Here is a 14,754-nt window from a genome sequence, read left to right on the forward strand (position 1 = left end):
AGGATCTACAGCATGGACGAGCCACATCGTATAGACGGGGCCATAGCGGTCGTGACCGGGGCGGCACAGGGGCTCGGACTGGGTATCGCGGAGCGGCTTGCACGCAACGGCGCGACCGCGGTGATGGCGGATCTGCAACGCGAAAAAGTCGAGGAAGAAGCCGGAAAACTCCGCAGGCAGGGGTTGGAGGCTGTTCCCGGGTATCTGGACGTTTCAGACAGCGCGTCGGTAACCGCGTTCTTCGATGAGGTCGTCGAAGCGCATGGCAGGCTCGACATCCTGGTCAACAACGCAGGGGTTGGTCAGCAGGTTACGCCGGTAGTCGAACTCGACGACGGGGAGTGGGACCGGGTGATCCGGGTCACGTTGACCGGGACCTTCTATTGCTGCCGGGCGGCAGGCGGGATCATGGAGCGCCAGGAGTCGGGATGCATCTTAAACATCTCCTCCATTAACGGGCAGAATCCTGCGGCCCTGGTGGCGGCCTACAATGTGGCCAAGGAAGGCGTCATCAGTCTCACACGGACCCTGGCGCTGGAACTCGCGGCGTACGGGGTACGCGTGAACGCCGTCTGTCCGGGTCCGGTCTACACCGAGTTCAACCGGTCGAACATGGCCCAGCGCAGCAGGACCCTGGGGTTGACCGAAGAACAGATGATCGAACGGATTCGAAGTGCCATCCCGCTGGGCAGGTGGGGCGAGCCGGAAGACATCGCGAACGGCGTGGCGTTCCTGTGCAGCCCGGCGGCAGGGTGGATCACCGGGGAAGTCCTGCGGGTGAGCGGCGGCATGGAAGGCGTGGCGGCTGCGCCGGGGAGGCGGGTTACGGAGGATTAGTTTATCTGGAAGACATTAACTTTGCAAACAAACGAATTGTGTTGCTGATCATTCTATCGTAACCGCAGCATGGTTGAAGGCACAGCCCATTGATTGGGACAAATTACTATATCCACTCAGAGCACTTTACTGAATCACTCTAACACCTTGTCGTAGTATATCATTAGCTATCTGAGTACCTGTCTTTTTAGGTCCAGCAAAGATGAGATAATAAAGTGGTCGACCGCGAGTGTTCCGAATCTCGCGTGCGGCGGAAACGTGTCCAAAAACCTGTTTGAGTCTTTTACGATACCACCTCACAAGAAGATCCCCAGCATATTGTACTTTCTGGGTTTGCTGACCAAACAGATTCTGCTTAGAGCTATAAAGTACATCAAACCACTCTTCTGTTCCGAAGTATTGGTTAAGTTTGTTCCGTTGCGTCTGGGTGAATACACCACTATTTGGCAATAACCTCTGTATGGCCATACCTACAGGGAAGTTTATGAACACTTCTATTGCGCTTTTTTTCCGATTTCCGCTACAGTACTCCAAGGAACTTGCATTCCGAATGGATCCAAAAAGACGACGCCTCGCCACTTGTTCCAATTGGTGTCCTGGAGAAGTTTAGTCAGGTAATCGTTACAGTCGAGGTTGCGAATATGTATACGCCTGTGAGGAATCTTGTCTTTGTAACTTTCCTTCAGTTCTTTTAATTGTTGCAGTCTTTTGGGTTCTATTTCGATGAAAACATAGTCTGTAAATGGGTACTTGATATCAAGTGCAACATTCGGAGAACCACTTATGTACTCTGTTTCATCGGCATCCTCAGCAACATACTCAGAGATCTCAAAAAGTGACTGCTGAGATGAAACCGCTGTTTGTTCTTTACGAACTCTGAGAGTTCCTGGTCCTGCGAATGCATCAATATAGAAGTAACCTTTGAAGTTCCTCCTGCGAAGTATAGTAGTGTAAGCATTGAGATACTTACTAAGGCAGTCGAGTTTCTCTTTTGCCCAAGGACCGACTTCCATTGGTTCTCTTGAGTCGTATTTCGGTGCGCCAACTGCCTGCAAAGTAGTTCCTTGTACTTTGTAATTCTCAATTATAGGGTAATCCTGCCATTGTTGTCCATCCAGCGTGTTGCCACCAGCTTTTGGCGTACGACCCCCCCACTGTTTAAAGAAAAAAGCCACGTCTTGTGTTTGACACTGATCTCGCAATTCACGTAGCCATTCTACTTTGACTGGCCGCGCTCCGGGCCCACTTTCGCCACCGGCAATCGCCCAATGGATATTTGTCAGATCCACCGCACCAACTGCACCAATCAGTGGCTCGAATGAAACGAAACGTACTGAGGCGTTTGTCTGTTTAAGGTGGCGAAGACGTACGACAGATGTTGAATGAATCCTCGATAGAGACACCAAGCCAGATATGTGGTGGGACAGGTTTCTCTTCGAAACGGCGTTGGACAAACCTACGCATGAGCGAACTGCGCTTGGTAAGCACTTGATAGACATGCCAGTTGGCCTGCTCCATTGTGTCAAAAACTCGATGAACAAACTCAACTGGTATATCCTTATGGAATAAATCACTCATCGAATTGACAAAAATAAGTTGAGGCCGCTTCCATAGAATGGGTTGCTCAAGGCGTTCCGGTCGTAGTTTTAGATCAAATCCGTTTTCGAATGGATGTCCTTCAACACCCCTAAATCGCTCCGAAAACCGCTCGGCATAGCAATGATCACAACCAGAACTAACCTTCGTACATCCTGTAACTGGATTCCAGGTAGTATTTGTCCACTCTATTTGGCTATTGGCAGACATTAGAAGTCCTCACCGTTATTGAACCCAACGACAATAACCAAACTTATGTATAGTATATCGGCTTGTCAAATTACTTTAGAGTCTAGTCACGACTATATTCAGACCATGATCAATCGAAGGTAAAAGCCAAAACTACTGCGTGGTCTTGATTTTAAGCATCGGGATCGGACGAAAGGAAGTGAACTCAGAAACCCTCCCCTACACCCCCGCCATCATCCGCATCACCGTACCCTGATCCGCTTCCTCGCGGGACAGTTCCCCGGCGATTCGACCCGAGCGGAGCACCATGATCCGTGTTGAAAGGTTGAGCACCTCCGGCAATTCGCTCGACACGAGCACAATGGCCGTGCCTTCGTGGGCCAGTTGGTCGATCAGGGCGTGCATCTCCGACTTGGCGCCCACGTCCACACCCCTGGTGGGTTCGTCGATCAGGAGGACGGGACACCGTGCGGCCAGCCACTTGGCCAGGACCACCTTCTGCTGATTCCCGCCCGACAGACCCGCCGTGTCGTACCGGACATCGTCCGGCCGTACCGATAGTCGTTTTACATATTCCCGCGCCAGGTCTTCTTCCCCTTTCCCGCGGATCCATCCGAATTCGGAGCGGTGGTTTAGGGTGGGAAGGCCGATGTTCTGTTCCACGCGAAGCGAAAGGACGAGACCGAATCGCTTGCGGTCTTCGGGCACGAGCCCGATGCCCGTCCGCATCGCGTCGATCGGACGCCGGATGCTCACCGGCCGGCCCCGGACACGTATCTGCCCCGTGGCCATGGGATCCAGCCCGAATATGGCCTGCAGCACTTCGGTCCGGCCCGCGCCCACCAGGCCGGCCAGGGCGAGTACTTCCCCGGCCCGCACGGAGAATGGCACGCGCTCGAACTTCCCGGGACTGGAGAGTCCGTCCACGCCCAGCATCTCGTTACCGGGTTCGGCCTGCACGTGGGAAGGGAAATAGGCCTCGAAGGTACGCCCGATCATCAGATTGATCAGCGTAGGTCGGTCGAGGTCGGCGACCGGGCGGGTAGCCACGTGCCGGCCGTCGCGAAGCACCGTCACGACGTCGCACAGGCGGAAGATCTCGTCCAGGTCGTGGGAGATGTAGATCGACGTTACGCCCTTCGCCTTGAGATGCCGGATATGCTCCCGTAACCGTTCGGCTTCCACGTGGGACAGGCTGCTGGTCGGTTCATCGAAGACGATCACGCGGGCGCCGCTGCCCAGGGCCGCCGCGATCTGCACGAGTTGCTGCTGGGCGACGGGCAGATCGCCGATGGGCGTTCCCACGTCCATGTCGGCTTCAACCGCTGCTAGCATTTGCCGGGCCCGCTCTTCCATCCTTCGATCGGAGACGAACCCTCCCCTGCCGGGCAGGGCGCCGAGACAGAGGTTCTCGGCGACGGACAGGTTCTCGCAGAATGCGAGTTCCTGGTGGACCATGCCGATACCCAGGTCAAGTGCGTCCCGTGGTTCGTAAAACTGAACGGGCCGGCCGTCAATGCGTATCTGGCCGCCGTCCATCCCGTAGATACCGGTCAGGATCCGTCCCAGCGTACTCTTGCCGGCGCCGTTTTCGCCCACCACGGCGTGACAGGAACCCGCTTCTACACCGAAGGTGACGCCGTCGAGCGCCGTCACACCCGGAAACCGCTTGGTGACTCGTTCGAAAGCGATGTATGCATCAGGCGTGTTGCGGTCCATGGAGCTATCCGGGGTCTCTCGCCCGCGAGGAAGCTGTCCGGGGTTTCCCGCGAGATCCGACTGAAGCGTCCGGATCAGTCGTCCGAGGAAGGCGGTTCCTCCGTCTGCAGGTACCGCTCGGGTACGTCCGTAAACCCCCATCCCTGGAGCATCTTCGCCCATTCGCCCAGGTTATTCTGTGATACGTGGACCAGTTCGAGCGGGTTGATGACAGGCACGTCCTGCTTCAGGTAGATCTTCTCGACGATCAGCCGGACGGATTCGTAACCCCACAGGTAGGTGGGCTGTCCCCATAGCACGGGTACGATGCCCTGCTCGATGTAGGTCAGTTGGGGCGGCAGCGCGTCCACTGAGATGATCTTCATGCGCTCGGGGTCGAGGTCGGTCAGCAGAGACTGGGTGAACAGCGCCCATCCGCCGACCATGGCCCATCCGTCGATGTCGGGGTAGGCATTGTTTACGCGCACCACCTCGGCGGCGGCGTCCTGGGGGGTTTCTATGTGGTAGAAGGTGCCCACGATCGAGATCTCCGGGTACTCCGCGGCCTTCTGCAGGACGCCTTCCACGCGCTTGCGCAGGTTCGGCGCGTTCTGGTTGCCCGCGAGGATGGCCACGCGGCCCTTGCCGTTCATCGCCAGGGCCAGCTCTTCCATGATCAGTCCGCCGGTCTTGATGTCGTCCACGCCGAAGAAGGCGAACCGCCTGGATTCGGGGGCATCGCTGTCGAAGGTCATGACCGGCACGCCCCGATCCACCGCGTCATTGATGGCGCCCGTGACCTTGGCGGCGTCCGAACAGGAGATCAGGACCACGTCGGCCCCTTCGTTTACGGCCTGCGCGATACGCTGCGCCTGGACCTGGCCGTCCTCCGTCGGCGGCGTGCGCCAGTCGATCACGATGTCGATGCCGTGCTCGGCCGACAACTCGCCGGCCGCGGCCTCCGCGCCGGTACGGGAGGAAAGGAACACGGGATTCGTCGTGCTCTTGGCGATCATGGAGATCACGAGCCGGTTGTCGTCAGGCGGCGCGGTTCCCCCGCAACCCGTGCCGAAAGCGAATATGCCGAGGGCCGACAGGACCAGGGTCTTCAGCCGTCTTTTGCATACCATCATCGATCCCGTTCCTTTCTGATAGATCCGACTTGACATGGACTCTGATAGATATGACCGGTCATGAACCTAGCCCGCTCCGGCCAGCTTGCGCGCCGTGAGGCGCCGGTTCACCTGGTCGAGGACCACCGCGATGATGATCGCGCAACCGATTACGACCCATTCGTAGTTCTGGTCCAGGTGCAGGGTGCGGATGGATTGTCGAATCAGGACGATCAGCATGGCCCCCAGCATGGCGTTGACCGCGCTGCCCCTGCCCCCACGCAGGCTGGCGCCGCCGACGACCGCCGAGGCGATGACGTAAAGTTCGTATCCCGTGGCGTCGGCACAGGAGGCCGACCCGTAGTAGCTGCTGCCCACCAGCGCCGCGATCCCCGCGGTGAGTCCTGAAACCACGTACACACCGACCAGGATACGGTCGATCCTCAGGCCGGCATACCGGCTGGCCTCCAGGTTGCCGCCCACGGCGAATATGTGGCGTCCCATGACCGTGCGGGACAGGTAAACCGCGCCGGCGGCGGTGATCAGGAGCATGATGATCATGGGCATGGGATAGAGCGCGTCGGAACCGAAGGACAGCTTGATCGCGTCGGTCAGGGGCTGCGGCACGAGTATGCTCTCCGCTTCGCTGATCACGAAGGCAATGCCCCGGAAGACCCACATGGTGCCCAGAGTGACGATAAAGGGATGGACGCGAAGTCCGACCACCATGACGCCGTTCAGCAGGCCGCACAGCAGGCCGAGGCAAACACAGACCAGGACGGCCAGCGTGACTACCGCGACGGGACTCTCCGGCGCCACGGACCGCAACACCATGGCGGTCATTACCCCGGAGAGGGCGTAGATGGAACCGACCGAAAGATCGATTCCGCCGGATATGATGACCATGGTCGCACCGACCGCCATGATCACGAAGAAACTGGCGTCGGTGGCCGTCTGCATCAGGGTGCGCGAATTCAGGAAGTTGTTGACGAGTTCGCCCGTCGTTCGGTCCGCGTGATACCCCGCGAAAACGGAGAGTACCGCGCCGAGCAGGAGGATAACGAGGATCAGTCCCGTTTGCTGGGAGCCGAGCAGGATACGAAGCATGGACGGGGCCGGTTTTCCAGGGGTTCGACAGGTTCTGGTGCTGTATCCGATGTCCTGAATGGTACGGGAGTGGCGGTCAAAATCAAGGAAAACCTGAAGGAGGGAGGAAAGGCGAGAGGCGGCTGACATGCCGGAAGCCAGCCGAACCGTCACAAATGAAAACACAAATAAAAAGCCCCGGCACAATGCTGCGTCATGTCGGGGCTGCCTGCAAACCAGGTTGGTACACGGCGAAAAACGCCGTGTCAGGAGGCTTTCTTCTCCGTCTGTTCCGTATCCTCGCGGCGCAGTTCCTCTTCCCGGTCCGCTATGTTCCCCTGCAACTCCTTGATGCGGTCCAGAATGCCCGTCACCTCCGTGTCTCCCGACACATCGGTGATACCGTCCTCGACTACCATCTGGTGGACACGGCCGCCCAGTTCGGTCAGCTGGTTGCGGATATCGGCCCGGGCCGACTGGATCTCCAGCTTGACCCGCCCCTTACGCGTGAGATCTTCCGCCATGTCCAGCGCGCCGGACAGACTTTTGCGGACGGTTTCGATCGGCCCGTCCAATTCCGACTTAATCGTTTGCCAGAGGTTCATAACGGTGCTCCTTTATCTGGATCCTTCGTGGATCTTTGATCTGCGGTTTGCCGGATGAAAGGTCTTCTACAGGCTTAGACGCCCATTTCGCCTTCCGGGTTTCAGTATACCGACCCGGAGCTTCCCCGTCAACGATAGAGCGCGTATGCGATGATGTTGATCCCCATTCTGAAGGCGGTCTCCCGTTTCGCAGGCGGATCGTTGTGGGTCTTTTCGTCGGCCCAGCCGTCGCTCACATTGCTTTCGTACGTGTAATACACCACCAGGCGTCCGTCGTGGAAGAGCCCGAACCCCTGGGGCGGCTTTCCGTCGTGCTCATGATGTTTGGGCGGGCCGGCCGGGAAATCGTAGATGATGTGATAGATCGGGTGGGTGAAGGGCAACTCGACGAATTCCTGGTCGGGAAAGACTCGCTTCATCTCCCTGCGGAATGCCCTGTCCATGCCGTAGTCGTCATCGGCATAGAGGAATCCGCCGTGCGTGAGATACTTGCGCAGGTTCCGGACTTCCGGCCCGGTCCACTTCACTTCGCCGTGGCCGGTCATGAAGAGGACGGGTGAAGAGAACAGCCGGTCGTCGGTCAGGGTAACGACGCGCTGATCCAGGTTCGTCTCGATGCCCGCGCGCAGTTGCAGTTCCCGGGCCAGGTTGGGAATCGCCTCGGGGTCGTTGTACCAGTCGCCCCCGCCGTCGTACTTCATCCGCGCAATAGTCAGCCTGCCGTTTTCGCTTTCAGCCGCTCCCCCTTCGGAATGCGTCCACCCCGAGGCGAGGCCGCAGAGCAGGAGGGCGGTCATCCATCTTTGAAAGGAGGTCATTGCGAAAAACCTCCGATCATCTGCGACCGCCGGTTCCGGTGGTCCGCCCCGGCCGCGCTCGGCCGCCCGGGCGGCGCCCGGGTGCGCGTACGCGCTGGCCGCCCCCCGCGAGGGCCATGAGGTAGACCAGGCCGATCGCCACAAGGCCCAGGATGATGGTACCAATCACGCTGAAACCAATCGTCGCCAGCATACTTTCTCCTTCGTGCCGCTTGTATGTTCCGCTGCTCAAACGTACGTAAACAAACCGTGCGCTGCTTAAACCATATTACTCTAACGTGCGCCGCTCCAACGTCCGTTGCTTAAACCGCGTCCGGTCGGAAGCCGCTCACTCGTCTTCGTTGCGATACCGGCTACCCGTCGACCCTCGCGGGCCGTTCGGTGTCCTTCATGCTCCAGTCCAGCAGGCGCCTCATGTCCGTGAACCGGGTCCGGCTGGTCGGCCCGCCAAGAATAACGGCGTAAATGTCATCGCCCGAGTCGCCAAGCGCCCGCATGACGAGACAGTATCCGGCCCTGCGGATATAACCGGTTTTGCTCCCGACACCCTCCCACTGCCTTTCGGACGCCGTATCGCGCACCAGCCGATTGGTGGTCCGGATGGTATGCGTGCGCCTGTTCGTTCCGAACCTGTACTCCCGGGCCAACAGGATTTCCGCCAGCAGTTCGTCCTGCAGCGCGGTCCACAGGAGGGCCACGCAATCCACTGCCGTAGATACATTGCCCGCGTCCAGCCCCGTGGGTTCGGTAAAACGGGAGTTTGACAGGCCAAGCGAGGCCGCCGTCTCATTCATGCGGTCCACAAATACTTCCATGGTCAGGCCCGATGCACGTGCCAGCGCGCGCGCCGCCGCGTTGTCCGAAGCGATCAGGGTGGCGTAGAGCAGATCCGTCGCCGAGACCTGTTCCCTGTACCTGAGTTTCGTCCAGTTCGCCCGGTATACGTCCTTTCGCCTAATACTCACGCGCTTTTCAAGATCCGGATTCATCCGCATGTAGGTCACCGCGGTCATCAGCTTCGTGATACTCGCGACCGGGAACGGCGATGTGGCATTCTTCTGGTAGATCACCTCGCCCTTCTGGATGTCGATGACAAGCGCGGCCCGGGCACGTACGCGGATTTCCGCCCGCCGCGCGGTTGATCTGGCGGCCGGCGCCTCGGCCCTGTCGGGGGAAGTTTCACCGGCAGCCGGCACGGACGCATGTATCTCTTCGGCCGGGACTTCAACCCCGTTCGATACGCTCCCCGGGGTAAGCCCGAAGGCGGGTCCCGTGTTCGTAAAGGCTGAAACGGCTGAAACGGCAGAAAGCAGCAAGGCGCAGGATACCCATGACGCCCCGGGCCAGATCGATGCGGCTCTGTTCATAGGTTGTGATTATAGGACGGGGGATATCTCTAAGTCAAGGTGAATCAAGCCGGTTGTCCCGGCGCGCCCGCAGGGAAGACGCAACCTGATTCGGGCCATCTGCCCCTTCCGAGACCGACTGACCCGCTCCGACGGGTTGCAGATCGATATGGACCCTGACCTCGCGGTTCTCGATACTGAACGACGTAAAGGACAGATCCGGCGGCAGGATTTTCAGCCGGCAATCGAAGATCCGGCTGGCGGTAAGTTCGGAAAGCTCGATCGAGGGCGAAGTCACCACCCGCTCGATCTGGTCGAGTTCCATTTCCCGGCCCGTTATAGGCACCGAGGGCGGTTCAACGGTGACACGCAGGATTTCCAGACCCTCCGGGAGTTTACCCGACAGTTCGTGATCGATCATGATTCGCCTGCTCACGATGCGATCGGAGTTGACGGTGAGGATTCTCGGATCGATCGAGGTGGCTTCGAAACCGAAAGGCAATTCGACGTTCGCTTCCGTGAGGGGCATGGTATGGGTCCGGGGCTCGATATCGTCCAGATCGACCATTACGCGTACCTGATCCGCCGTAAGCGTGGATATACTGCCCTGGGGACCCCGAACCCATACGTTCACCTCGTTGGGCGAAATGCTGATCAACTCGATGTTCGCCGGGATGTTCTGAAACTCCAGCGCGGCGGTTATGGGTACTTCGGAGCGTTGCTGTCCGATCAGGACAAACCAGAGCAGGCAGGCTAATCCGATGGACGCCAGTTTGGCGGTAAGGTTGTTGCGATTGAACCGGTATCCCGACCGGAGGGTGACGATTTTATCTATTGCTTCCCGCAGCGACGGCCTGCTCCGGGGAATCTCGATCGGCAGCAACGATTTTTCCAGCATCTGCCATAGTTTTTCCCGGTCGGCCACGGCCGATATATCGCCGCCGGAAGCCACGGACACTTCGCCGCTTTCTTCGGACACCACGACGCAGAACGTATCGCCGAGTTCCGACACGCCCAGGGCTGCCCGGTGCCGCGTGCCGTACCGGGGGGGAAGATGGTCCCTGGTCGAAAGCGGCAGATAGGTGGCGGCTTCGACCACACGATCCTTCTCCACGATAATCGCGCCGTCGTGAATCGGCGAAGACGGATGAAAGATGCTGACGATCAATTCCTGGCTCACAAGGCTGTCGAGCTTGACGCCATGCTGAACGACTCCGGAGATTCCGGTCGCCCGGGGGAAGACCAGCAGGCCGCCGATGCGTTTCTCCGACAATTCGAAACAGGCCTCGGTTATCTCCTTCAGAATGCGCCGGGAGATGGGACTGGATTGAAGTCTGAAAATGACCAGGGGGCTGACCCGCTCCAGCAACTGCCTGATTTCCGGCTGGAAGACGACAATGATCAGGATCAGGATAACACCGAGGAGGTACTGCAGAATCTGGCTGGTCAGGAGCAGTCCGCTCCAATTCGCGATGCTGTAAAGGATGCCCAGGCCGCCCAGGCCGATCAGGATATGATAAGCCCGCGTGCCCTTCAGCCACATGTAGAGAAAGTAGATCAGGGCCGCTATGATGAATATGTCCAGCAGGCTGATCAGGTTGATCAGGTTGATCAGTTCAAACATCGAAGGGGATCCCCCGGATTGATGGTCATGTCATGCAACAACACGTGTTGACAGGCGTTCATCCATATCAGGAGCTCATTCATATAAAGATAAGAGCATATGGAACTTTTGCCAATAAAACGATTTCCGGTCCAGGCCTCCGTCAAACGGGCTGCCTGCTCCGGGAAGAAGGTGCCGCCCGCTCACCGGGAAGGAGGTGCCGCCCGCTCACCGGGCCGCAGCGAAGGCAGGGTCAGTACGTTGCTGAACGCCGTTCCGCCCGAAACAACGAATTCCAGGGCTTCCTCGACGGGCAGATCCACGGGTATCACGTCCCGCCGCGGCACGATCACAACACGCCCTGCCGCGGGATTCGGGGTGTTGGGCACGAATACGCTGACCAGTTCCTTCCGGTTGTCTTCACTCGGGATCTCGCCGACAATGAAAGCGACCATCCATGCGCCGCGCCGCGGATACTCCACCAGCACCGTCTTCCAGATCCGCGTCTCCCCCGCCATGGTGAAGGTGTCCAGCAGCTTCTTGACCGTGTGGTACACCCTCCGCGCGACCGGCAGCCGCATCACCTGGTCCTCGAACCAGGCGATCACCCGCCTGCCCAACACGTTGGACGCCACGAAGCCGGCCAGGTAGATCACGACCAGCATGAGCAGGATCCCGAGTCCGGGTATGCGCGTGTCCAGGCCCAGCAGCCCGCGAATGACCGGCGCCACGAAGGAATCGAGCCAGGTCAGCAGCCAGCTCAGCACAGCCACCGTGGCCGTCAGGGGAACCAGCGCGATAAGGCCCGATACCATCGTACGCTTTATGTTCTGGCGGATGCGGGCTAACGCGGACTGACGCCTGGGCTTGGGATCCAGATTGAAGGTGGACATGATACGCACCGCCACTCGGAGTGTTCACTCGGTGCAGCCGGCGGCGATCTTGTGACTGCGTGACTATCCAGCCAGCCAGCGATGCGGTTCCGGCCACTTCTGCTCTCCCATATAGTACGCGTTTTCCGGTTCGTTGGTTCTACACCTTGAACAGTTGCCCCATTCTCTTCCCCAATACTTTACTTGTAATTAGCAAACTGCATGCCAAAAGGACCATGCCCAGCATGCCCATGGCACTGGCCATGTAGGGTCCGTCCGCGATGCGGCCCATAAGACTGTATATGGCCTTGGTAATGGGATAGTACTGTTCCTTGATGGCCAGGATCAGGCTGTCGCTCACTTCCAGCATGGCGAAGGAAAAGGAAAGGATGGCGCCGGCGGCCACGTTGGCGAGCACGAGGGGCATGGTGATCTTCCAGAGCGTCCGCAAGGGGCCGGCCCCCATGTTCATGGAGGCCTCTTCCAGGGTGATGCTCATCTGCTGGAAACCGGCATAGGCCGCCCGGACCATGTAGGGCAGGCGCCGCACGGCGTACGCGATGATCAGCAGGGGTATGGGGGAAACACGGACGTCCAGCACCGTACCCGAAAAACCGGAGATGTATCCGAAGGCGAGTACCAGGCCCGGCAGGGCGAGGGGCAGCATGGCCACGGCGTCCAGCGCGTCCCGGAACGGAAAGCGCCGGCGCGTGAGCAGATAGGCGATGGCGACCCCCAGCAGGATGTCGATCATTGTGCTCATCACACTCAGCCAGAGGCTGTTCTTGATGGAGAGCAGAGTCAGGTCATGCTCGAAGATCTGACCGTAGTAGGCCGTGGTGTAGTCGGAGGGAAGCACGGTCATGAACCATCGCTCGGTGACGGAAGTGAGGACCACGCTCAGGTGGGGAATCAGCGCAATGCCGGTGATGGACAGGAGCATGCCCCATATCAGCACGGTCTCGAGGCTCGTCGCGCGCCGCGAGGCCGACATCACGTGTCCTCGGGCGACCATTTCGTAGTGGCGGCCGCCGAAGAACTTCTTGGACAGGTAGAACAGGGCCAGGGTGACCAGGACGACGAAGACGACCAGGGCGTATCCCAGGGGATTCCCGTGGATGTCGGTGGACATGTTGAAGATCTGGACCGCCACGACCTCGCGGAACTCGAAGATCAGCGGCGTGCCCAGATCCGTGAAGGCCCAGATGAATACGATGATCGCGCCGGCGAAATATCCGGGCAGCATAAGCGGGAATGTGATGGTGCGAAACAGGCGGAAGCCGCCCGCGCCCACGTTACGCGCCGACTCTTCCAGACTGGGGTCCACGTTGGCCAGCCCGGCGGCGATGTTCAGGTACATGATGGGGTAGAGGTGCAGCGCCTCGAGGATGACGACGCCCCAGAATCCGCCGCCTCCGAACCAGTCGATGGGCGCGTCGATGAGGCCCGTTTCGAGGAGGAACAGGTTGATCGAGCCGAACCGGGCGAACATCTGCTTCATTCCGATGGCGCCCACGAAGGGCGGCATGATCATGGGCACGAGGGCGAGTCCGCCCAGGAGCCCCTTGCCGATGAAATCGTACCGTACGAGAGCGACGGCCATAGGCAGGCTGATGATCGTCGTCAGGGCGGTGGTGACGATGCCCAGCTCGAAACTGTTCAACAGGGCGCGCTGCTGGACCGGGCTCTGCAGCATCAGTCCGAAGAACTCCATGGAGAACCGTTCGTCCGTGTAGAAGGCGTTCAACAGGACGTGGAGAAGCGGATAGAACAGGAATAGGCCGAAGAACAGGACGAGAATGCCCAGGACGGCGATGACGCCGGGGGTCAGGTCCGACAGATCGAATCGGTTACGGGGCATGGGGGTATGCTTCACGGTATCCCTATCCGGGTTTCCCGAGTACGACGACCTGCGCGGCGTCGTACTTCAGACGGATGGACGCACCGGCCCCGGCACGTCGCCGGCCGGGCTGATGATCCACCATTTTGACCAGCGTGCCGTCATCCAGCCGGACCGAATACTGCTCGTGTTCACCGAGGTACATGGTCTGCTGGACGACCCCGGCCAGGATGTTCTCGTCTCCGCCGTCCGCGCCGTCATCGCCGTCCGTGCCGTCCGGTTTCAGGATCCGTATCGTCTCGGGCCGGATGGAACAGACGACTTCGTCACCCGGCGACAGACTTTCGGCGGGTTCCGCCGTCGAGTGAATCACTCCCACGGCCGTCTCCACCGCCAGGGGCGTTTCCGCGCGCGTCAATTTGCCGGCCACGAAGTTCGTCTCCCCGATGAAGTCGGCTACGAAAGCACTCGCCGGCCGGGTGTAGATCGAACGCGGGTCACCGGTCTGCGCAACGGCCCCCATATCCATGACGGCCATGCGGTCCGCCATGGAAAGCGCTTCCTTCTGGTCGTGGGTCACATAGATCATCGTCATGCCGGTCTCGTCGTGAATACGCCGGATCTCGTCGCGCATTTCCAGCCGGAGCCTGGCGTCCAGGTTGGACAGAGGCTCGTCGAGCAGCACCACGCCGGGTTGGATCACGAGGGCCCGGGCAAGGGCCACGCGCTGCTGCTGCCCGCCGGACAACTGGTTCGGCGACCGCTCCCCGTAGGCTTCCATCCGCACCATCCTGAGCGCCTCCGAGACGCGGTCCTTCTGTTCTGAAGACGGCACCTTCCGCAGGCCGAGTCCATAGGCCACGTTCTCCCAGACGGACATGTGCGGCCAGAGGGCGTAGTTCTGGAAGACCATTCCCGTGTTCCGCCTGTGGGGAGGCGTGCGGGTTACGTCCTGGTCGTCGAACAGGATGCTTCCCGTATCGGGCGCATAGAACCCGGCGATCAGTCGCAGGACAGTGGTCTTGCCACAGCCGGAAGGACCCAGGAGAAAGAACAGCTCGCCTCTCGCGATCTTCAGCGATACGTCGTCAACCGCCGTCACTTCGCCGAATTTCCGGGTTATTCCCTGCAGAGTCAGTCTCACCATATTCG

Annotated in this window: 13 protein-coding genes and 1 pseudogene; 1 reads left to right on the plus strand and 13 read right to left on the minus strand. The window is 59.6% G+C overall.

Features of this window, described 5'->3' with window-relative positions; all coding sequences use genetic code 11:
• Positions 1–12: 12 nt before the first annotated feature.
• Complete coding sequence (locus OXG98_02125) at positions 13–837, plus strand: SDR family NAD(P)-dependent oxidoreductase (protein ID MCY3770812.1); 825 nt, start codon at positions 13–15, stop codon at positions 835–837.
• Positions 838–1,331: 494 nt separating this feature from the next.
• On the opposite strand, the gene tcmP is transcribed toward OXG98_02125, so the two are convergent.
• From tcmP to OXG98_02190, 13 genes and pseudogenes are all read right to left on the minus strand, one after another.
• A complete protein-coding gene (gene tcmP, locus OXG98_02130) occupies positions 1,332–1,850 on the minus strand; it encodes a three-Cys-motif partner protein TcmP (protein ID MCY3770813.1) in 519 nt (172 codons plus the stop codon).
• A 75-nt stretch (positions 1,851–1,925) separates the two neighbouring features.
• Positions 1,926–2,643: pseudogene (locus OXG98_02135) on the minus strand (phage Gp37/Gp68 family protein).
• 198 nt (positions 2,644–2,841) lie between these two features.
• A complete protein-coding gene (locus OXG98_02140) occupies positions 2,842–4,341 on the minus strand; it encodes a sugar ABC transporter ATP-binding protein (GenBank protein ID MCY3770814.1) in 1,500 nt (499 codons plus the stop codon).
• A gap of 74 nt (positions 4,342–4,415) precedes the next feature.
• A complete protein-coding gene (locus OXG98_02145) occupies positions 4,416–5,453 on the minus strand; it encodes a substrate-binding domain-containing protein (protein MCY3770815.1) in 1,038 nt (345 codons plus the stop codon).
• Positions 5,454–5,519: 66 nt separating this feature from the next.
• Positions 5,520–6,539 (minus strand): ABC transporter permease, encoded by a 1,020-nt coding sequence (locus OXG98_02150; GenBank protein ID MCY3770816.1) that lies wholly within the window; start codon positions 6,537–6,539, stop codon positions 5,520–5,522.
• A gap of 245 nt (positions 6,540–6,784) precedes the next feature.
• Positions 6,785–7,123 (minus strand): hypothetical protein, encoded by a 339-nt coding sequence (locus OXG98_02155; GenBank protein MCY3770817.1) that lies wholly within the window; start codon positions 7,121–7,123, stop codon positions 6,785–6,787.
• A 128-nt stretch (positions 7,124–7,251) separates the two neighbouring features.
• A complete protein-coding gene (locus OXG98_02160; GenBank protein ID MCY3770818.1) occupies positions 7,252–7,941 on the minus strand; it encodes a DUF4159 domain-containing protein in 690 nt (229 codons plus the stop codon).
• A gap of 16 nt (positions 7,942–7,957) precedes the next feature.
• On the minus strand, positions 7,958–8,173 hold the full coding sequence (locus OXG98_02165) for a hypothetical protein (GenBank protein ID MCY3770819.1): 216 nt from the start codon (positions 8,171–8,173) through the stop codon (positions 7,958–7,960).
• A gap of 121 nt (positions 8,174–8,294) precedes the next feature.
• Positions 8,295–9,308 (minus strand): serine hydrolase, encoded by a 1,014-nt coding sequence (locus tag OXG98_02170; GenBank protein MCY3770820.1) that lies wholly within the window; start codon positions 9,306–9,308, stop codon positions 8,295–8,297.
• Positions 9,309–9,342: 34 nt separating this feature from the next.
• Positions 9,343–10,911: a diadenylate cyclase CdaA gene (cdaA, locus tag OXG98_02175; GenBank protein MCY3770821.1), complete on the minus strand. Its 1,569-nt coding sequence runs from the start codon at positions 10,909–10,911 to the stop codon at positions 9,343–9,345.
• Between the two features lie 182 nt (positions 10,912–11,093).
• On the minus strand, positions 11,094–11,783 hold the full coding sequence (locus OXG98_02180) for a DUF502 domain-containing protein (protein ID MCY3770822.1): 690 nt from the start codon (positions 11,781–11,783) through the stop codon (positions 11,094–11,096).
• A 139-nt stretch (positions 11,784–11,922) separates the two neighbouring features.
• On the minus strand, positions 11,923–13,623 hold the full coding sequence (locus OXG98_02185; GenBank protein MCY3770823.1) for an iron ABC transporter permease: 1,701 nt from the start codon (positions 13,621–13,623) through the stop codon (positions 11,923–11,925).
• 22 nt (positions 13,624–13,645) lie between these two features.
• The gene (locus OXG98_02190; GenBank protein ID MCY3770824.1) at positions 13,646–14,749 is read right to left on the minus strand and encodes an ABC transporter ATP-binding protein; all 1,104 of its coding nucleotides are present in this window, start codon (positions 14,747–14,749) and stop codon (positions 13,646–13,648) included.
• Positions 14,750–14,754 lie beyond the last annotated feature (5 nt).

The sequence above is a fragment of the Gemmatimonadota bacterium genome (assembly GCA_026706345.1).
GTDB lineage: Bacteria > JAAXHH01 > JAAXHH01 > JAAXHH01 > JAAXHH01 > JAAXHH01.